General features: G+C 56.1%; 16 protein-coding genes and 1 tRNA gene. 16 read left to right on the top strand and 1 reads right to left on the bottom strand.

The features are described from left to right. The first annotated feature begins 63 nt into the window (after positions 1-63). The 12 genes from N6L24_RS08910 (at position 64) to N6L24_RS08855 (ending at position 15,374) form a co-directional block, all read left to right on the top strand. Positions 64-139, top strand: a tRNA-Trp gene (locus N6L24_RS08910). A 72-nt stretch (positions 140-211) separates the two neighbouring features. Further along, positions 212-877 (top strand): CatB-related O-acetyltransferase, encoded by a 666-nt coding sequence (locus N6L24_RS08905; RefSeq protein ID WP_271844318.1) that lies wholly within the window; start codon positions 212-214, stop codon positions 875-877. Positions 878-976: 99 nt separating this feature from the next. Next, positions 977-1,174 (top strand): preprotein translocase subunit SecE, encoded by a 198-nt coding sequence (gene secE, locus N6L24_RS08900; protein ID WP_271844317.1) that lies wholly within the window; start codon positions 977-979, stop codon positions 1,172-1,174. 178 nt (positions 1,175-1,352) lie between these two features. Further along, entirely contained in the window at positions 1,353-1,886 is a 534-nt protein-coding gene (gene nusG, locus N6L24_RS08895) for a transcription termination/antitermination protein NusG (RefSeq protein ID WP_271844316.1), read from the top strand. Between the two features lie 131 nt (positions 1,887-2,017). After that, positions 2,018-2,929 carry a hypothetical protein gene (locus N6L24_RS08890; RefSeq protein WP_271844315.1) on the top strand — a complete coding sequence of 304 codons (912 nt, stop codon included), beginning with the start codon at positions 2,018-2,020 and terminating at the stop codon, positions 2,927-2,929. 179 nt (positions 2,930-3,108) lie between these two features. Further along, positions 3,109-3,561 carry a 50S ribosomal protein L11 gene (gene rplK, locus N6L24_RS08885; RefSeq protein ID WP_271844314.1) on the top strand — a complete coding sequence of 151 codons (453 nt, stop codon included), beginning with the start codon at positions 3,109-3,111 and terminating at the stop codon, positions 3,559-3,561. A gap of 3 nt (positions 3,562-3,564) precedes the next feature. Then, the gene (rplA, locus tag N6L24_RS08880) at positions 3,565-4,263 is read left to right on the top strand and encodes a 50S ribosomal protein L1 (RefSeq protein WP_271844313.1); all 699 of its coding nucleotides are present in this window, start codon (positions 3,565-3,567) and stop codon (positions 4,261-4,263) included. A gap of 429 nt (positions 4,264-4,692) precedes the next feature. Then, positions 4,693-5,211 (top strand): 50S ribosomal protein L10, encoded by a 519-nt coding sequence (gene rplJ / locus N6L24_RS08875; RefSeq protein ID WP_271844417.1) that lies wholly within the window; start codon positions 4,693-4,695, stop codon positions 5,209-5,211. A gap of 71 nt (positions 5,212-5,282) precedes the next feature. Next, entirely contained in the window at positions 5,283-5,663 is a 381-nt protein-coding gene (rplL, locus tag N6L24_RS08870) for a 50S ribosomal protein L7/L12 (RefSeq protein WP_265019688.1), read from the top strand. 236 nt (positions 5,664-5,899) lie between these two features. Further along, positions 5,900-10,036 (top strand): DNA-directed RNA polymerase subunit beta, encoded by a 4,137-nt coding sequence (gene rpoB, locus N6L24_RS08865; RefSeq protein WP_271844312.1) that lies wholly within the window; start codon positions 5,900-5,902, stop codon positions 10,034-10,036. 53 nt (positions 10,037-10,089) lie between these two features. Then, entirely contained in the window at positions 10,090-14,340 is a 4,251-nt protein-coding gene (rpoC, locus tag N6L24_RS08860) for a DNA-directed RNA polymerase subunit beta' (RefSeq protein WP_271844311.1), read from the top strand. Between the two features lie 131 nt (positions 14,341-14,471). After that, positions 14,472-15,374, top strand: a complete 903-nt coding sequence (locus N6L24_RS08855) for a DMT family transporter (protein WP_271844310.1) — start codon at positions 14,472-14,474, stop codon at positions 15,372-15,374. Here N6L24_RS08855 and N6L24_RS08850 read toward each other — a convergent pair. Further along, positions 15,350-16,171 carry a putative rhamnosyl transferase gene (locus N6L24_RS08850; RefSeq protein ID WP_271844309.1) on the bottom strand — a complete coding sequence of 274 codons (822 nt, stop codon included), beginning with the start codon at positions 16,169-16,171 and terminating at the stop codon, positions 15,350-15,352. The genes N6L24_RS08855 and N6L24_RS08850 overlap by 25 nt on opposite strands. Positions 16,172-16,604: 433 nt before the next feature. Between N6L24_RS08850 and rpsL the strand changes: the two genes are divergently transcribed. From rpsL to tuf, 4 genes are all read left to right on the top strand, one after another. Beyond that, the gene (gene rpsL, locus N6L24_RS08845) at positions 16,605-16,976 is read left to right on the top strand and encodes a 30S ribosomal protein S12 (protein ID WP_054000841.1); all 372 of its coding nucleotides are present in this window, start codon (positions 16,605-16,607) and stop codon (positions 16,974-16,976) included. Positions 16,977-16,991: 15 nt separating this feature from the next. Continuing rightward, a complete protein-coding gene (gene rpsG, locus N6L24_RS08840; RefSeq protein WP_271844308.1) occupies positions 16,992-17,462 on the top strand; it encodes a 30S ribosomal protein S7 in 471 nt (156 codons plus the stop codon). A gap of 22 nt (positions 17,463-17,484) precedes the next feature. After that, positions 17,485-19,602, top strand: a complete 2,118-nt coding sequence (gene fusA, locus N6L24_RS08835; RefSeq protein WP_271844307.1) for an elongation factor G — start codon at positions 17,485-17,487, stop codon at positions 19,600-19,602. 81 nt (positions 19,603-19,683) lie between these two features. Further along, entirely contained in the window at positions 19,684-20,859 is a 1,176-nt protein-coding gene (tuf, locus tag N6L24_RS08830) for an elongation factor Tu (RefSeq protein WP_271844306.1), read from the top strand. Positions 20,860-21,163: the final 304 nt, after the last annotated feature.

Here is a 21,163-nt window from a genome sequence, read left to right as displayed (position 1 = left end):
TGAGGTAGAGTCGTTTTTTGGCTTGAAGTTGCGGCGAGTCTCTCGTAATTCGATCCACACCTTAGGGGTATAGCTCAGCTGGTAGAGCGACGGTCTCCAAAACCGTAGGTCGCGGGTTCGAACCCTGCTGCCCCTGCCATTCCTTCTGGAGTTGGGAACGTGACTATAGCGCTGCACTGATTTTCGACGTATTTTCAGACAGGAGCGTTTCATGCCTTTTCCGGACCCAACCACTGTACATCCGATCAAGCTGCAAGATGGCACCGTGCATAAAGGCACTGTGTTTCTGAAAGCTGCGCTGACGCACCCGCGCATCGAGGTTGGCGACTATACTTATATGTCCGATCATACGCCGTTGCTGGAGCCCGGCGATATCGCAGAGCGGCTTGCGCCCTATCTTTGGGATTTCGCGCCAGAGCGTTTGATCATCGGCAAGTTCTGTCAGTTGGCTGCGGGGGCGCAGTTCATCACGGCCTCGGCCAATCATCGCTATGACGGATTGTCGAGTTTTCCATTCCTTGTGTTTGGTGGCGGCTGGGAGGGGCGCGCAAGCCGGCCTGCGCCGGGGGCAGACACGCGCGTTGGAAACGATGTCTGGATTGGGGCCGGGGCCAAAATCATGCCCGGCGTCACCATCGGGGACGGGGCCATTATTGCGGCAGGCGCGGTCGTGGCCAGCGATGTTGCCCCCTATACCATTGTGGGCGGCAACCCGGCGCGGCTGATCCGGGCGCGGCTGTCAGAAGAAGACGCAGCAGAGATGCAGCGCATTGCCTGGTGGGATTGGCCGATCGCGCATATCACCGCGCATGAGGCAGAGATTTGCGGCGCGGATCTTGCGGGTTTGGCGGCGGCGGCCCCGGTGCCGGGCAAATAAAATAAAGAGATCACGCGGGCGCGCATCAAGACTGCGGGCCTTGAATTTTCCCGGCGCGCGGCGTATGTCAGCAGTCGATTCAGAAAAAGAAGATGCATCATGGCCCGTACGAACCCAGCCCAGTTCATTCAGCAGACCCGCGCAGAGGTGTCCAAAGTTGTTTGGCCCACCCGCCGCGAAGTGGTTTTGACGACCGTCATGGTTTTCATTATGGCGGCGCTGACCGCTGTTTTCTTTGCGACAGTGGATCTGGGCATCCGCACCGGGCTTGAGATTGTTCTCAACATGTTTGGCTGATTTGTCTTCGGACAAAGCCCTTGAATTTGCGTCGCTTCCCCGGTAGGTGACGGGCTACTTTCTGACATGGCGCGCTGCGATTCGAGTTGCGCGCCGATTTTATTGGGAAAGCGGGCATTAAGCCCTTGAGGTCAAATAATTTTCGGCACGAAGCCGAACGGACGGGAAAGAACGGCATATGGCAAAGCGTTGGTACTCTGTAAGCGTCCTCTCAAATTTTGAGAAGAAGATCGCTGAGCAGATTCGCCAATCGGCGATCGAATCTGGCCTTGAGGATCAGATCGAAGAGGTGCTGGTCCCAACCGAAGAAGTAATCGAAGTGCGCCGCGGCAAAAAGGTCGCGACCGAACGCCGCTTTATGCCGGGGTATGTTCTCGTGCGCATGGAGATGAGCGATCAGGGCTATCACCTTATCAGCTCCATCAACCGCGTGACGGGCTTCTTGGGTCCGCAGGGCCGCCCGATGCCGATGCGTGATGCCGAAGTGCAGGCCATCCTGGGTCGTGTCGCTGAAGGCGAAGAGGCACCGCGTACGCTGATTTCGTTTGAAGTTGGTGAAAAGGTTCAAGTCAACGACGGTCCGTTTGAAGGCTTTGACGGGATGGTTGAGGACGTGGATGACGATAACCAGCGTCTGAAAGTGACTGTGTCGATCTTTGGCCGCGAAACGCCGGTCGAACTGGAATTCACTCAGGTGTCCAAGCAAGCGTGACCTGATGGGTACACCGATTATCTTAAGCCGCCTTCGGGCGGCTTTTTTGTGTCCGCGACTTTCGCAAGCTGTGTGACCTCCCTAAAAGAGCGAAAAAATGACAACGCTTCTCGGCGTTTGAGGGAATGGTTATGAGAATTTTTGCAACAACGCTGATCGGTTTGGTTGGTTTGGCAGCACTGCCCGCTGCGGCAGACCAGACTTATTATGAGCTGGATTTGTCAGCAGCCTATGATTGGCGCGGCGGCAATGGTCTTAATAGTTCGGGTTCGCCTTTGCGCGAAATCGAAGAATTTGAACTTGGCGGCATCTCGGCGCTGGCCAACACCCGTTTTGACAATGGCGTCATTCTGCAGGGGCGTTTGCGCTATGATCACAGCTTTGCGGAAACCGAGTTGTTTGGTTGGATTCCGTCAGGCGACTCCTACCGCAACGGCAGCGAGCTTGCGGTGCAAGGCGGTCAGATGCTCGGGGCCTATTATCTTGGTGGGTTTGCGTCGCTGGGGCAGGTCAACGCCAATCCGTGGGACGATGATCAGGACGCTGGCTTTGCGAGCTTTGGCGTGCAGGCGGCTTGGTATGGCGAGAATTGGTCTCTGTCCGGCACGCTTGGCAGCCTTGATACCTGGGCCGAAGACCCTGAAGTGATCGACAACGCAGTAATGGTAGGCCTGTCCGGGGCATATTATTTCAACGGTGGGGCAACTTCGGTTGGCGCGTCGGTGACAAAACTGGCGGGCGAACAGGACACAGATTCGGGCAGCGGGCCAGATCCTGTGGACGTCTGGACCGCCAGCATTGAGATTGAACATCTGCTGCGGGACAGCACCAGTTATGCGATGACGGTTTATGGCGGTTTTCAATGGATCGAAGCGCGCGAGCAAAGCAGCAGCGGGTTCACCGAGATCGTCAATGACCGCATCCTAAACGCCGGTGTGCGCATCCAGTTGGGCAACCGCGCTGCGGCGAAAGGGCCGCGCGCCAAAACGCCGCCGCTGCCGGATATGTTGCGCGCGATCGGCGCGGTGCCAGCGGTCGATTAAGAATATCATGCGTGACGCTTCCTGCGCTTGCAATCTTGGTAGGGGCGGTGTAGGTCGCGCGCTTAAGCCGCTTCTGCGGCGAATCTCCCGTGGGAGGTACGGTCATCGCGATGATCACGCCGGACCACGCAACATAAACCGGGCAAATCGCGTTTTGCCCCCGTTGAAAGGAACAGCAGATGGCTAAGAAGCTTGCTGGTACTATGAAACTGCAGATCCCTGCAGGTGCAGCGAACCCATCTCCGCCAGTTGGCCCAGCCCTGGGTCAGCGCGGGATCAACATCATGGAATTCTGTAAAGCGTTTAACGCAAAAACACAGGATCTGGAAAACGGTGCGCCGTGCCCAACCGTGATCACCTATTATCAGGACAAGTCCTTCACCATGGACATCAAGACGCCTCCTGCGTCTTACTACCTGAAAAAAGCCGCTGGCCTGAAGCCAGTTGGCAAGCGTAACCGTCCACGTGGTGCTGAGAACCCAGGCCGCGAAACCGTTGCGACCGTGACCGTCAAGCAGGTTCGTGAAATCGCGGAAGCGAAAATGAAAGACCTGTCTGCAAACGACGTTGAAGCAGCAATGCAGATCATCATGGGCTCCGCACGCTCCATGGGTATCGAGGTGAAAGGGTAAGTCATGGCTAAACTTGGTAAACGTACCCGCGCCGCGCGCGAAGCATTCGCAGGCAAAGACAACCTTTCTGTTGAAGAAGCGGTTGCTCTGGTCAAAGGCAATGCTGCTGCGAAATTCGATGAAACCGTAGAAATCGCTGTTTGCCTGGGTGTTGACCCACGCCACGCGGACCAAATGGTGCGCGGCGTTGTTGGTCTGCCAAACGGCACCGGCAAATCCATGCGTGTTGCAGTTTTTGCCCGTGGTGCAAAAGCAGAAGAGGCCCAAGCGGCCGGCGCAGACATCGTTGGCGCAGAAGACCTGATGGAAACCATCCAGGGCGGCACCATCGATTTTGATCGCTGCATCGCAACCCCTGACATGATGCCCATCGTTGGTCGTCTGGGTAAAGTGCTTGGCCCACGCAACCTGATGCCAAACCCAAAAGTTGGCACCGTAACCATGGACGTCAAGGCAGCTGTCGAAGCGGCCAAAGGCGGCGAAGTACAGTTCAAAGCTGAAAAAGCAGGTGTTGTACACGCTGGTGTTGGCAAAGCCTCCTTTGACGAAGGCAAGCTGGTTGAGAACGTTCGTGCCTTTATGGGCGCAGTTCTGAAAGCCAAGCCTGCTGGCGCAAAAGGTGCCTACGTGAAGAAAATCGCACTGAGCTCCACCATGGGCCCAGGCGTGACTGTCAGCGTTGAGAACGCAACAGCGGAATAAGCAGATCCACTGATCTTGCAAACGAAGGCGCGCACTGCAGGGTGCGCGCCTTTTGTTTTGGCCCGAACCTAGGCAGACGTCTAGGTTTTGCGTCCTTAGAATTATGTGTTAAGATGCATGTCAGAATTCGCAGCAATCGGCAAAAGGTGGCAAATGCCCCTGCTTGCCCCTTGCGCAGCAGGTTAATCCCAACTAAATGACAGTCCTACAAGCCAGCGTGCGATTCTTCGTGCGCTGTTTTGTATTTCGTCCAAGACGGTGAGTGAGGGTTTCCTTCTTAATTTCTTGCCTGAGACGGGAAAGACCAGATTGACCGGGGACTTTCCTCGGGTGGTTTTGGTTCAGCCCCGTAAGTCGGACCTGAACGCTGAGCTTCGCTTAGCAAATATGAGCCGGGGGGCGGATGCCTCCCAAATTTGGAGTAAAACTGTGGATAGAGCACAAAAAGAAAAATTGGTCGACGAACTCGGCCAAATCTTTGAAAGCTCTGGCGTTGTAGTGGTTGCCCACTACGCGGGTCTTACAGTTGCTGACATGCAGAACCTGCGCGCGAAAGCGCGTGATGCAGGCGCTGCCGTTCGCGTTGCCAAAAACAGGCTCGCCAAAATCGCCCTAGAAGGAAAGCCTTGCGCAAGCATCGGCGACTTCCTGTCGGGTATGACCGTTCTGACCTATTCCGAAGACCCTGTGGCCGCGGCCAAAGTGGCTGAGGACTTCTCCAAGGAAAATGACAAATACGTCATCCTTGGCGGTGCAATGGGTGAGAACGCTCTGGATCGTGCTGGCGTGACAGAAGTGTCCAAGATGCCTTCCCGCGAAGAGCTTATTGCTACTATCGCTGGTATGCTTGGCGCACCTGCTTCCAATATCGCTGGCGCAATTGGCGCACCTGCTTCGAACATCGCGAGCATTCTGTCTACCATCGAGGAAAAGGCAGAAGCTGCGTAAGCAACTTGAGAGCCGCGTTTGGTTAATTGCTGAACGTTGGAACACATATCTTATAACGGAAAGAGTCTAAAATGGCTGATCTGAAAGCACTCGCAGAAAGCATCGTGGGTCTGACCCTGCTGGAAGCACAAGAACTGAAAACCATCCTCAAAGACGAATACGGCATCGAGCCAGCTGCTGGCGGCGCCGTAATGGTTGCAGGCGCAGCAGGCGGCGACGCTGGTGCAGCTGCTGAGGAAAAAACTGAATTTGACGTAATTCTGAAAGCCGCAGGCGACAAGAAAATCAACGTCATCAAAGAAGTCCGTGGCATCACCGGCCTGGGCCTGAAAGAAGCAAAAGAGCTGGTTGAAGCCGGCGGCAAAGCCGTCAAAGAAGGCGTCGACAAAGCTGAAGCAGAAGACATCAAAGCGAAGCTGGAAGCAGCTGGCGCAGAAGTCGAGCTGAAGTAATCTTTTCCGGGTTTTACCCGGAGTGATTGTGAGCAGGGTACGGTTTTCCGTACCCTGCTTAACCTGTCTTAGTAAGGCCCTTATCTGTAAAGGGTTTTTCTAAGACGAGGTTACGGATCGGGAGGCCGCTGGTGGGACAGGGCCGGGAATTGATCCATCGTCTGTCTCGATAGGGAATGGTGCCGGGGCCCGACGGTATGCAGACCCGATGAGAATTTTGAAAGGTGTCATCGAACATGGCTCAAACTTTCCTTGGCCAGAAACGCTTGCGCAAATATTTCGGCAAAATCCGTGAAGTATTGGAAATGCCGAACCTGATTGAGGTTCAGAAATCCTCATACGATCTTTTCCTTCGCTCCGGCGATGCAGAGTTGCCACAAGATGGCGAAGGCATCAAAGGCGTGTTCCAGTCGGTTTTCCCGATCAAGGACTTTAACGAGACCTCGATTCTGGAATTCGTCGGCTATGAGCTGGAAAAGCCGAAATACGACGTTGAAGAATGTATGCAACGCGACATGACATACAGCGCACCGCTGAAAGTCACGCTGCGTCTGATCGTGTTTGATGTCGATGAGGATACCGGCGCGAAATCCGTAAAGGACATCAAGGAACAAGACGTGTTCATGGGCGATATGCCTTTGATGACGCCAAACGGCACCTTTGTCGTAAATGGCACCGAGCGTGTGATTGTTTCGCAGATGCACCGCTCGCCCGGCGTGTTCTTTGACCACGACAAAGGCAAAACTCATTCCTCGGGTAAGTTGCTGTTCGCCTGCCGCATCATTCCGTACCGCGGCTCTTGGCTGGACTTTGAGTTTGACGCCAAAGACATCGTCTATGCGCGTATCGACCGTCGCCGCAAACTGCCTGTGACCACCCTGCTGTATGCGCTGGGTCTGGACCAGGAAGGCATCTGCGAGGCCTACTACGACACTGTCGATTACAAGCTTGAGAAGGGCAAAGGTTGGGTCACCAAGTTCTTCCCAGAGCGTGTGCGCGGCACCCGTCCTGCCTTTGATCTGGTGGACGCCGGCACCGGCGAAGTCATTGCCGAAGCCGGTAAGAAAGTCACCCCACGTGCCGTCAAAAAGCTGATCGACGAAGCGCAGGTGACTGACCTGCTGCTGCCATACGATCAGATCGTGGGCCGTTTTGTGGCGCGTGACATCATCAACGAAGAAACCGGCGCGATTTATGTCGAAGCAGGTGATGAGCTGACTGTCGAATACGACAAGGACGGTGATGTTATCGGCGGCACGCTGCAGGATCTGGTGAACGCCGGCGTGACCGAGATTCCGGTTCTGGATATCGACAACATCAACGTTGGCCCCTACATCCGCAACACCATGGCGGCCGACAAGAACATGAGCCGCGAAACCGCGCTGATGGACATCTATCGCGTGATGCGTCCGGGTGAGCCACCCACCGTCGAAGCGGCCTCTGCGCTGTTTGACACGCTGTTCTTTGATTCCGAGCGTTACGACCTGTCTGCGGTTGGTCGCGTCAAGATGAACATGCGCCTTGCTTTGGATGCCGACGATTCCCAGCGCACGCTGCGCAAGGAAGACATCATTGCCTGTATCAAAGCGCTGGTTGAACTGCGCGATGGCAAAGGCGACGTGGATGATATCGACCACCTCGGCAACCGTCGTGTGCGCTCTGTTGGCGAACTGATGGAAAACCAGTACCGCGTTGGTCTGCTGCGCATGGAGCGCGCGATCAAAGAGCGTATGTCTTCCGTCGAAATCGACACTGTGATGCCACAGGATTTGATCAACGCGAAACCAGCGGCTGCTGCTGTTCGTGAATTCTTCGGCTCCTCGCAGCTGTCGCAGTTCATGGACCAAACCAACCCGCTGTCCGAAGTGACGCACAAACGTCGTCTTTCGGCGCTTGGGCCAGGTGGTCTGACACGTGAGCGTGCCGGCTTTGAGGTGCGCGACGTGCACCCAACCCACTATGGCCGCATGTGTCCAATTGAAACGCCGGAAGGCCCGAACATTGGTCTGATCAACTCGCTGGCAACATTTGCGCGGGTGAACAAATACGGCTTTATCGAAACACCTTATCGCAAGGTTGTGGATGGTCAGGTCACTGACGATGTGACCTATCTGTCGGCAACCGAAGAAATGCGCCACACTGTTGCGCAGGCGAACGCCAATTTGGATGCAGACGGTCGTTTCGTAAATGAAATGGTCAACACCCGTCAGTCGGGCGACTACACCATGGCCTCTGTTGCGGCTGTCGATCTGATCGACGTTTCGCCAAAACAGTTGGTATCGGTTGCGGCCTCTCTGATTCCATTCCTTGAAAACGACGATGCGAACCGCGCCCTGATGGGCTCGAACATGATGCGTCAGGCTGTGCCTCTGCTGCGTGCAGAAGCGCCGCTGGTCGGGACAGGTATCGAAGAAGTTGTTGCGCGCGATTCTGGTGCGGCAATCATGGCGAAACGCGGCGGTATCATCGACCAAGTTGATGCGCAGCGTATCGTTGTGCGCGCGACCAGCGATCTGGAACTCGGCGATGCCGGCGTTGACATCTATCGTCTGCGTAAATTCCAGCGTTCCAACCAAAACACCTGCATCAACCAGCGTCCGCTGGTCAAAGTAGGCGACACAGTTACCAAAGGCGAAGTGATCGCTGATGGCCCGTCCACTGATATGGGCGAACTGTCCTTGGGTAAAAACGTGATCGTCGCGTTTATGCCTTGGAACGGCTACAACTACGAAGACTCCATTCTGATCTCTGAGCGTATCGCGCGTGACGACGTGTTTACTTCGGTGCACATCGAAGAATTCGAAGTCGCCGCACGTGACACCAAGCTTGGCCCAGAAGAAATCACACGCGACATTCCAAACGTCGGTGAAGAAGCGCTGCGCAACCTCGACGAGGCGGGCATCGTTTACATCGGTGCGGATGTAGAGCCGGGTGATATTCTGGTCGGCAAGATCACACCAAAGGGCGAAAGCCCAATGACGCCAGAAGAAAAACTGCTGCGCGCCATCTTTGGTGAGAAAGCCTCTGACGTGCGCGATACATCGCTGCGCGTAAAGCCAGGCGATTTCGGGACTGTGGTTGAGGTACGTGTCTTCAACCGCCACGGCGTTGAAAAAGACGAACGTGCCCTGCAGATCGAGCGTGAAGAAGTCGAAGCACTGGCACGTGACCGTGACGACGAGCTGGCGATCCTGGATCGCAACATCTATGCGCGTCTGCGTGACATGATCATGGGTAAGAAGGCTGTGAAAGGCCCGAAAGGCGTTCGCCCGAACTCCGAAATTACCGAAGATCTGCTGTCGATGCTGACACGTGGTCAATGGTGGCAGCTGGCTCTGGAAGACGAGCAGGATGCACAGATCGTAGAAGCGCTGCACGAACAGTACGAAATCCAAAAACGTGCGCTGGATGCGCGCTTTGAGGACAAAGTCGAGAAAGTGCGCCGCGGCGATGATCTGCCCCCAGGCGTCATGAAGATGGTCAAAGTCTTTATCGCGGTGAAGCGTAAGCTGCAGCCGGGCGATAAGATGGCGGGTCGTCACGGGAACAAAGGTGTTATTTCCAAGGTTGTCCCAATGGAAGACATGCCGTTCCTCGCAGACGGTACGCCGGTTGATTTCTGTCTGAACCCACTGGGTGTTCCATCGCGGATGAACGTTGGTCAGATTCTTGAAACCCATATGGGTTGGGCCGCGCGCGGTCTGGGCATCAAAATTGACGATGCTCTGCAAGACTACCGCCGCACAGGCGATCTGACACCGGTTCGCGAAGCCATGGAACATGCTTATGGTCCTGAGGTTTACGCCGAAGGTCTGGCAGGCATGGAAGAGGACGATCTGGTCACAGCGGCGGCAAATGTCACCCGCGGTGTTCCGATTGCGACACCAGTCTTTGATGGCGCGAAAGAGGACGACGTGAACGACGCCCTCATGCGCGCTGGCTTTACCACAAGCGGTCAGTCCATCTTGTTTGATGGCCGCACAGGCGAGCAATTCGCGCGTCCTGTTACCGTTGGTGTGAAGTACCTGCTGAAACTGCACCACCTTGTGGACGATAAAATCCACGCGCGATCGACTGGTCCATACTCGCTGGTTACTCAGCAGCCATTGGGCGGTAAAGCGCAGTTCGGTGGTCAGCGCTTTGGTGAGATGGAGGTCTGGGCTCTGGAAGCTTACGGCGCTGCATACACCCTGCAGGAAATGCTGACTGTGAAATCGGATGACGTGGCTGGCCGGACGAAAGTCTACGAAAGCATCGTCAAGGGCGAAGACAACTTCGAGGCAGGCATCCCAGAATCGTTCAACGTTCTGGTGAAAGAAGTCCGGGGTCTCGGCCTGAATATGGAACTCCTGGATGCGGAGGTTGAGGAATAAGGGCCTCGGCCCTTCTTCCCCTCCACCCTTCCGCACGAATTTGAGGTATCAAAATGAACCAGGAACTGACCAACAACCCGTTTAACCCGCTGACCCCACCAAAAGTCTTTGATGAAATCAAAGTCTCCCTGGCGTCCCCGGAACGGATCCTGTCGTGGTCCTATGGCGAAATCAAAAAGCCAGAAACCATCAACTACCGTACGTTCAAACCAGAACGCGACGGTCTCTTCTGCGCACGTATCTTTGGCCCAATCAAAGACTACGAATGTCTTTGCGGCAAATATAAGCGCATGAAATATCGCGGCGTTGTCTGCGAAAAATGTGGTGTCGAAGTGACGCTGCAAAAAGTGCGCCGCGAGCGCATGGGCCACATCGAACTGGCTGCGCCGGTTGCGCACATCTGGTTCCTGAAATCGCTGCCAAGCCGCATCGGCCTGATGCTGGACATGACACTGCGTGATCTGGAACGTGTGCTGTATTTCGAAAACTACGTGGTGATCGAACCCGGCCTGACAGATCTGCAATTCGGTCAAATGCTGACCGAAGAAGAGTTCATGGACGCGCAAGACGCCTATGGTATGGACGCTTTCACCGCCAATATCGGTGCCGAAGCGATCCGTGACATGCTGTCGATGATCGACCTTGAGGCCGAGGCTGAAACGCTGCGCGCCGAACTGGCCGAAGCCACCGGTGAGTTGAAGCCAAAGAAAATCATCAAGCGTCTGAAAGTTGTCGAATCCTTCTTGGAATCCGGCAACCGCCCAGAGTGGATGGTTCTGACCGTGATCCCAGTGATCCCACCAGAGCTGCGCCCGCTGGTGCCGCTGGATGGTGGTCGTTTCGCGACCTCCGATCTCAACGATCTGTATCGCCGCGTGATCAACCGGAACAACCGTCTGAAGCGTCTGATCGAGCTGCGCGCACCTGACATCATCGTACGTAACGAAAAGCGGATGCTGCAGGAATCTGTGGATGCGCTGTTTGACAACGGCCGTCGTGGTCGCGTGATCACTGGTGCCAACAAACGCCCATTGAAATCGCTGTCTGACATGCTGAAGGGTAAGCAAGGTCGCTTCCGTCAAAACCTTTTGGGTAAGCGCGTCGACTTCTCTGGTCGTTCGGTGATTGTGACCGGTCCTGAACTCAAGCTGCACCAATGTGGTCTGCCGAAAAAGATGGCGCTGGAGCTGTTCAAGCCGTTCATCTATTCGCGCCTCGAAGCCAAGGGTCTGTCTTCCACTGTGAAGCAAGCCAAGAAGCTGGTGGAAAAAGAACGCCCCGAAGTTTGGGATATCCTGGATGAGGTTATCCGCGAACACCCGGTTATGCTGAACCGTGCGCCAACGCTGCACCGTTTGGGCATTCAGGCGTTTGAACCCACGCTGATCGAAGGTAAGGCTATTCAGCTGCACCCGCTGGTCTGTTCTGCGTTTAACGCGGACTTTGACGGCGACCAGATGGCCGTGCACGTCCCGCTGAGCCTTGAGGCCCAGCTGGAAGCGCGGGTTCTGATGATGTCGACAAACAACGTTCTGTCGCCAGCCAACGGTGCGCCGATCATCGTTCCGTCGCAGGATATGATCTTGGGCCTTTATTACGTGACCATCGCCCGCGATGGCATGAAAGGCGAAGGCATGGTCTTCTCGTCGATCGACGAAGTAGAGCACGCCTTGGATTCCGGCGCGGTGCATTTGCACACCAAAATTCAGGCGCGTATCCCGCAGATCGACGAGAACGGTCTTGAGGTGATGAAGCGGTTTGAAACCACACCGGGTCGTGTGAAACTGGGCGCGCTGCTGCCGCAGAATGCCAAGGCACCCTTTGATCTGGTGAACCGGCTGCTGCGGAAGAAAGACGTGCAGAACGTGATCGACACCGTCTACCGTTACTGCGGTCAGAAAGAATCTGTGATCTTCTGTGACCAGATCATGTCCATGGGCTTCAAAGAAGCGTTCAAGGCCGGCATTTCGTTCGGTAAGGACGACATGGTTATCCCTGATACCAAATGGACTTTGGTTGATGAGACCCGCGAGCAAGTAAAAGACTTTGAACAGCAGTACATGGACGGCCTGATCACTCAGGGCGAAAAGTACAACAAAGTTGTCGATGCTTGGTCAAAATGTAACGACAAGGTCACCGACGCGATGATGAACACCATCTCCGCGCCAAAGACCGATGAGGCCGGTGCCGAAATGGAACCGAACTCTGTTTACATGATGGCCCACTCCGGTGCGCGTGGCTCGGTCACTCAGATGAAACAGCTGGGCGGGATGCGCGGTCTGATGGCCCGTCCGAACGGCGATATCATTGAGACTCCGGTTATCTCGAACTTTAAAGAAGGTCTGACCGTTCTTGAGTACTTCAACTCCACCCACGGTGCCCGTAAGGGTCTGTCGGATACGGCGCTGAAGACTGCGAACTCCGGTTATCTGACACGTCGTCTGGTGGACGTGGCGCAAGACTGCATCGTACGTCTGCAAGATTGTGGCACCGAACGCGCGATCACAGCGGAAGCTGCGGTCAATGACGGTGAAGTGGTTGCGACGCTGGCTGAGCGTATTCTGGGCCGTGTGGCTGCAGATGACATTCTGCGTCCGGGTACGGATGAAGTTCTGGTTGGCGCGGGTCAACTTATTGACGAGCTGATGGCCGATTCTGTTCACGAAGCTGGTGTTGCCTCTGCACGCATCCGCAGCCCGCTGACCTGTGAAGCCGAAGAAGGCGTATGTACCCAGTGTTATGGTCGTGACCTGGCACGCGGTACTGTGGTGAACACCGGCGAAGCCGTTGGTATCATCGCGGCGCAGTCGATTGGTGAACCTGGTACACAGCTGACAATGCGGACCTTCCACATTGGTGGTGTTGCGCAGGGTGGTCAGCAGTCCTTCCAGGAAGCAAGCCAGGAAGGCACGATCCGCTTTGAGAACCCGAACCTTCTGGACAATGCCCAGGGCGAGACCATGGTTATGGGCCGCAACATGAAGCTCGAAATCGTGGACGGCAATGGCGACGTGCGCGTCACCCACAAGCTGAGCTACGGTTCCAAGCTGTTCGTCAAAGACGGCGCGACCGTTTCGCGCGGTGAAAAGCTGTTTGAATGGGACCCATTCACACTGCCAATCATCGCCGAGAAAGCCGGTAAAGCGAAATACGTGGACCTCGTGTCCGGTATCGCTGTGCGCGACGTAACCGACGAAGCCACTGGCATGACCCAGAAAATCGTATCCGACTGGCGCTCTGCGCCAAAAGGCAACGAGCTGAAACCAGAAATCATTCTGGTGGACGCAGATGGTGAACCAGTGCGCAACGCGGCGGGCAACCCTGTGCATTACCCAATGTCTGTGGATGCCATCCTGTCGGTTGAAGACGGTCAGGACCTGCAAGCGGGTGACGTTGTTGCGCGTATCCCGCGCGAAGGTGCAAAGACCAAGGACATCACCGGTGGTCTGCCGCGCGTTGCGGAACTGTTCGAAGCGCGTCGTCCGAAAGATCACGCGATCATCGCCGAAGTCGATGGTTACGTGCGCTTTGGCCGCGACTACAAGAACAAGCGTCGTATCTCGATCGAGCCATCCGATGAGTCTCTGGAGACCGTCGAATACATGGTGCCGAAGGGTAAGCACATTCCTGTACAAGAAGGCGACTTCGTGCAGAAAGGTGACTACATCATGGACGGCAACCCAGCACCACACGACATTCTGGCCATTATGGGTGTCGAAGCGCTGGCAAACTACATGATCGACGAAGTTCAGGACGTGTACCGTCTGCAGGGTGTGAAGATTAACGATAAACACATCGAAGTTATCGTGCGTCAGATGCTGCAGAAGTGGGAAATCTCTGACTCTGGTGAGACCACGCTGCTGAAAGGCGAGCATGTCGACAAACAAGAGTTTGACGCGGCCAATGAAAAAGCGCTTGCGCGTGGCAAACGTCCGGCTCAAGGCGCGCCGATCCTTCTGGGGATCACCAAGGCGTCGCTGCAGACACGTTCGTTCATCTCTGCGGCGTCCTTCCAGGAAACCACCCGCGTTCTCACCGAGGCCTCTGTCCAAGGTAAGAAAGACAAGCTGGTTGGCCTGAAAGAGAACGTCATCGTGGGCCGTCTGATCCCAGCCGGGACCGGTGGCGCAACCCAAGCTGTGCGCAAAATCGCATCGGATCGCGACAATGTTGTGATCGAAGCACGCCGCGAAGAAGCAGAACAGGCCGCCGCTCTGGCTGCCCCCTCTGCCGAAGGTTTCGCGTCTGCGGATGATGTCTTTGACAGCGGTCTGGTGGAAACTCCAGAAAGCCGCGAAGAGTAATCTTCGCCCAAAAGAAGCTTTGATGACCCCCGGCTTTGACCGGGGGTTTTCTTTTGCCGCCGCCAATTCCGGCTTGCACAGCGGGCATCAACGGCTAGGGTCGGCGCATTGCTCTTTTGATTGGCGCGACGATGCCTATTTCTGTTTCTGACAACTTGCGTGGCGTGCTGCTGATGATTGCGGCCATGGCCAGCTACACCAGCAACGACACCGTCATCAAATATATGGCCGGGGATATGTCGTTGTCCCAGCTGCTGGTGCTGCGCGGGGTGCCGACCATATTGCTGATCACCGCGCTGACTTATTACATTGGGGCGCTGCGGGTTGCCGGAACGCGCCGCGACTGGGGGTTGGTTTTCATCCGCTCCCTTGCCGAAGCAGCGGCGGCCTATCTGTTCATCCACGCCCTGAGGCGCATGGAAATCGCCAATGCCACAGCGGTTCTGCAGGTGCTGCCACTGACCGTTGCGCTGGGGGCGGCGGTGTTGTTCCGCGAGCCGCTGGGCTGGCGACGGCTTCTGGCGATTGCCATTGGATTTATCGGCATGCTGCTGATCGTGCGCCCGGGGCCAGACGGCTTTCGCACCGAGACATTTTATGTGCTTGGCGCGGTGGCCTGCATCACGGTGCGCGACCTTTCGGCGCGCAAAATTTCAAGTGCGGTGCCCTCGCTGATGGTGGCGCTCTGCTCTGCGCTTGGTGTGACCCTGATCGCGTCGATGGTTTCCCTTGTGACGCAGAATTGGCGGCCGGTGACACCAACCGAAATGGGCTTTCTCTGCCTGGCGGCGGTGTTCATTGGCGGGGGCTATCTGTTTTCTACCATGGTGATGCGGGTGGGCGAAATCAGCTTTATCGCGCCATTTCGCTATACCAGCCTGCTGTGGGCGATGGTGCTTGGCTATCTGGTTTTTGGCGACTGGCCAGATGCGATCACGCTGCTGGGCGCAGCGATACTGGTGGCAACCGGCGTCTTCACGCTTTACCGCGAGGCGCGCGCCAAGCGCCGTCAGGCAAAGGCGCGGCGGACCTGATCGCAGTTGATGGCGAAGGTCTTTTCAAAATGCGCTTCGCCCGCGGCATCCAATAGCGTCATTTCAAGCGGCTTGACCCGTTTGCCTTGGCGCGAGTCATTAAACCCATTGTGCCCGCGCACAAACATATCCTCATCGGTGTAGGTGACTGTGGGCATGAATTGATGCAGCTTGCTGTGGGCAAAATTCATGATGGTGGTCGCCTTGAACTGCGCAACCGCCATGGCCAGCGCGACCCCGTACGAGGGCAGCACCGTGGGTGTGGCCAGCATGCCCTCGGCTGACGGGCGCGCGGAATACCCGCGATTGAAATCAAACCCCACCAGCGGGTTTTTCGCCACCAGACTGGCGGTGTCATCGACCGCCGCGCGCAGGCGGGCAACGAAATTGACCGATACGGCATCGTCATCGTCATGGCGAAACTGCAGGCTGGGCAGCGCGGTGTTTCGGTTGAGGCTGCGGTTGATGATCTTTTTCATGATCTGCCGATGCGGTGCCGGATCTTCAGCGATGATGCGGGCCTGCGGCATGTCTGCGGTCATCGCGTGCAGCCGCTCTAGATAAGGCTTGGGCAGGCAGCTGCCGACGACAATCAGAAAGTCGAAATTCTGATCGGTCTGCGCTTTGAGACCGGGCAGGGCGATGGTTTCGAACATGCGCAGGCGTTCTTCCATTCGCTCTGGCGCATAGAGGAACGCGCGCCGGTCCTCGATGCTGTCATGTTCCACCTGAAAGCCCCCCAGCGCCGGGTAGGAAAAGCGGCATAGACCGATCACCTGCATATCGCTTGCCTGCATCTGATTGCCCTTTGTGGTTGCTGCCGTTTTTTTTGAACATGTCAGCGGGGCCGGGGAAAAGCAACAAGGCCAGGCCCCACCCGTGGGGCGGGTCGGAGGCTTGCCAGCTTTGCCGGCAAAGTCCATTGATTAAGTTGAACTTACAATGACGCGGCGCTGCTGCACGCGCCCCCATCGGTTGACAACCCTCCCGACTCCGCTTATACGCGCGCTCATCCGGCAATGGGCGCAGTGCGTCTTACGCCGAAATCAAGATTCTGGTGGCTAAGGTCCGCGCTGTTTTGAAGTGCGCACCCTCTGGAAACAAACCGCGATGTTCGCCTCGGAATGGGAACATTTGCGGCTTTTCGCTATGTGGCAACGCATACCGGGAAAAAAAGATGAGCGTATGGGGCAACCCATGCAGATATGAGTTAGGAAACGGGAAACCCCTATGCCAACGATCCAACAGCTGATTCGCAAACCGCGTCAGCCTAAAATCAAGCGCTCCAAGTCGCAGCACCTGGAGCAGTGCCCACAGAAACGCGGTGTGTGCACCCGCGTTTACACCACTACGCCGAAGAAACCGAACTCCGCGATGCGTAAAGTTGCGAAAGTTCGTCTCACCAACGGCTACGAAGTCATCTCTTACATCCCGGGTGAATCCCACAACCTTCAGGAACACTCCGTGGTTCTGATCCGTGGCGGTCGTGTAAAAGACCTTCCGGGTGTCCGTTACCACATCCTGCGCGGTGTTCTGGATACCCAAGGCGTTAAAGACCGTAAGCAACGTCGCTCCAAGTACGGCGCGAAGCGTCCTAAGTAAGAAGGATATTTATAGATGTCTCGTCGTCACGCTGCTGAAAAACGCGAAATTCTGCCAGACGCAAAGTTTGGTGATCGTGTTCTGTCCAAATTCATGAACAACCTCATGATCGATGGTAAGAAATCCGTCGCAGAAAAAATCGTTTACAACGCGCTGGATCGCGTTGAAGCGAAAGTAAAACGCGCCCCTGTCGAAGTGTTCCACGAAGCACTGGACAACATCAAACCAAACCTGGAAGTCCGTTCCCGCCGTGTGGGTGGTGCAACCTATCAGGTTCCGGTTGAGGTGCGTCCTGAGCGCCGCGAAGCGCTGGCCATCCGCTGGCTGATCGCTGCGTCCCGCAACCGCAACGAAAACACCATGGAAGAACGCCTGGCGGGTGAACTTCTGGATGCCGTGAACTCTCGCGGTACTGCCGTTAAGAAGCGCGAAGATACTCATAAGATGGCCGATGCGAACAAAGCATTCAGCCATTATCGCTGGTAATTCCAAAAGGCTTATTTGACCAATGGCACGCGAATATACACTGAACCATTACCGTAACTTCGGTATCATGGCGCACATCGATGCAGGTAAAACCACCTGTTCCGAACGCATCCTGTATTACACTGGTAAATCCCACAACATCGGTGAGGTGCACGATGGTGCGGCCACCATGGACTGGATGGAGCAGGAACAAGAACGCGGTATTACCATCACTTCCGCTGCGACCACCACATTCTGGGAACGCACCGAAGATGGCCAAACTGCGGACACGCCAAAGCACCGTCTGAACATCATCGACACCCCAGGCCACGTTGACTTCACCATTGAAGTTGAACGCTCCTTGGCGGTTCTGGATGGTGCGGTTTGTGTTCTGGACGCCAACGCTGGTGTTGAACCTCAGACCGAAACTGTTTGGCGTCAGGCTGACCGCTATAAAGTTCCTCGCATCGTGTTCGTTAACAAAATGGACAAGATTGGCGCGGACTTCTTTAACTGCGTTCACATGATCGAAGACCGTACAGGTGCAACGGCTGTTCCAGTTGGCATCCCAATTGGCGCAGAGACCGAGCTGGAAGGCCTGGTTGACCTCGTGACCATGCAAGAATGGGTCTACGAAGGCGAAGACCTGGGCGCATCCTGGGACAAACGCGAAATTCGTCCAGAGTTGAAAGACATGGCGGACGAATGGCGCGGCAAGATGATCGAAGCGGCCGTCGAAATGGACGACGACGCGATGGAAGCCTATCTGGAAGGCGAAGAGCCTGACGTTCCAACCCTGCGCAAACTGCTGCGCAAAGGGACACTGGAAATGGCGTTCGTGCCTGTTCTGGGTGGTTCTGCGTTCAAAAACAAAGGTGTTCAGCCGCTGCTCAACGCTGTGATCGACTATCTGCCGTCCCCACTGGACGTTGTTGATTACATGGGCTTCAAACCAGGCGACGAAGAAGAAGTTCGGGATATCGCGCGCCGCGCGGATGACGAAATGGCCTTCTCTGGTCTGGCGTTCAAAATCATGAACGACCCATTTGTTGGCTCGCTGACCTTCACACGTATCTACTCCGGTGTTCTGAACAAGGGTGATACGCTGCTGAACTCCACCAAAGGCAAGAAAGAGCGCATCGGTCGTATGATGATGATGCACTCCAACAACCGTGAAGAAATCACCGAAGCATTCGCAGGTGACATCATCGCGCTGGCCGGTCTGAAAGACACCACAACCGGTGACACGCTCTGCGCTGTCAACGATCCTGTGGTTCTGGAAACCATGACCTTCCCAGATCCGGTGATCGAGATCGCGGTTGAGCCAAAGACCAAAAACGACCAAGAGAAAATGTCTCAGGGTCTGCAGCGTCTGGCGGCAGAAGATCCATCCTTCCGCGTGGAAACTGACCTGGAATCCGGTCAGACCATCATGAAAGGCATGGGCGAACTTCACTTGGACATCCTGGTGGATCGTCTGAAGCGCGAGTTCAAGGTTGAGGCAAACATCGGTGCGCCACAGGTGGCCTACCGTGAAACCATCGGCCACGAAGTCGAGCACACCTATACCCACAAGAAACAGTCGGGTGGTTCCGGTCAGTATGCTGAGGTCAAACTCATCATTACCCCAACTGAGCCAGGCGAAGGGTACTCCTTTGAGTCCCGCATCGTTGGTGGTGCTGTTCCTAAGGAATACATCCCAGGTGTTGAAAAGGGCATCCAGTCCGTTATGGACAGCGGTCCGCTCGCAGGCTTCCCTGTGATCGACTTCAAAGTTGCTCTGATCGACGGTAAGTTCCACGACGTTGACTCCTCCGTCCTGGCCTTCGAAATCGCTGGTCGTATGGCGATGCGCGAAGGTATGCGACTGGCAGGGGCCAAACTGCTGGAGCCTATGATGAAGGTTGAGGTGATCACCCCGGAAGAATACACCGGCGGCATCATCGGCGATCTCACCTCCCGTCGTGGTCAGGTGTCTGGTCAGGAGCCACGCGGCAACGCGGTTGCGATTGACGCATTTGTGCCACTGGCCAACATGTTCGGCTACATCAACACCCTGCGTTCCATGTCTTCGGGCCGCGCGCAGTTCACGATGCAGTTTGACCACTACGATCCAGTTCCGCAGAACATCTCGGACGAGATCCAGGCAAAATTCGCTTAACGGGGGCGGCGGGCTTCGGTCCGCCCTACCCATAACCCGTAGGCCGGGCGTCTGCCCGGCATCCCCAAATAGGAGGCCATCATGGCTAAGGAAAAGTTTGAACGTTCCAAACCGCACTGCAACATCGGCACAATCGGCCACGTTGACCACGGTAAAACCACGCTGACCGCAGCGATCACCAAGCAATTTGGTGACTTCAAAGCGTATGACGAGATCGACGGTGCGCCCGAAGAAAAAGCGCGCGGCATCACCATCTCCACCGCGCACGTTGAATATGAAACCGACGCACGTCACTACGCGCACGTTGACTGCCCAGGTCACGCGGACTACGTGAAAAACATGATCACTGGTGCCGCTCAGATGGACGGCGCGATCCTGGTTGTGAACGCAGCTGACGGCCCAATGCCACAGACCCGCGAGCACATCCTGCTGGGCCGCCAGGTTGGCATCCCTGCGATGGTTGTTTTCATGAACAAAGTTGACCAGGTTGACGACGAAGAGCTGCTCGAGCTGGTTGAAATGGAAATCCGCGAGCTGCTGTCTGAGTATGAATACCCAGGCGACGACATCCCTGTGATTGCTGGCTCCGCTCTGGCGGCGCTGGAAGATCGCGACGACAACATCGGTAAAGAGAAAATCTCTGAGCTGATGGCAGCGGTTGACGAGTATATCCCACAGCCACCACGCGCGGTTGACGAGCCGTTCCTGATGCCAATCGAAGACGTGTTCTCGATCTCTGGCCGCGGTACTGTTGTGACCGGCCGTGTTGAGCGTGGCGTGATCAACGTGGGCGACGAAATTGAAATCGTCGGCATCAAAGACACTCAGAAAACCACCTGTACTGGTGTTGAAATGTTCCGCAAACTGCTGGATCGCGGTGAAGCGGGCGACAACATCGGCGCGCTGCTGCGCGGCGTTGACCGTGAAGGCGTTGAGCGTGGTCAGGTTCTGTGTAAGCCAGGTTCCGTGAACCCACACACCAAGTTCGAAGCGGAAGCCTACATTCTGACCAAGGAAGAAGGCGGTCGTCACACCCCGTTCTTTGCGAACTACCGTCCACAGTTCTACTTCCGGACCACTGACGTGACCGGCACAGTGAACCTGCCAGCGGGCACCGAAATGGTGATGCCGGGCGACAACCTGAAATTCGACGTTGAGCTGATCGCGCCTATCGCGATGGAGCAAGGCCTGCGCTTCGCGATCCGCGAAGGTGGCCGCACCGTTGGTTCCGGTGTTGTTTCCAAGATCACTGAGTAAGATTGTGGCTTGAGCCCGTAAGGGCTCAAACACGATCAGGCGGTAGGGGCTTTTGAGCAGCTCAGCTGAGCAAAAGCTCCCGAAAGCCATCAGCGACAGAAATTAGAAAGGCCGTCCCACGGGGCGGCCTTTTTCGTTGGGGGCGCTCCGGGCTGGGCGGTCGTAATGCACAGGATGTTGCGTCGCGGCACGAACCGAGGGAAGGGCGCTTACGCTATGTTCCGCCATACGCATCGTTCGATCAAAAGCCGATAGATGAACTGCCCCACGAGAACATCTCGATGCCCACCCGAGGTCGGGCGCT

This window comes from Cognatishimia sp. SS12 (assembly GCF_028369055.1).
Taxonomy (GTDB): domain Bacteria; phylum Pseudomonadota; class Alphaproteobacteria; order Rhodobacterales; family Rhodobacteraceae; genus Cognatishimia.
Note: the sequence above shows the minus strand (reverse complement) of the source record. Positions and strands in the feature narration are given on the sequence as shown.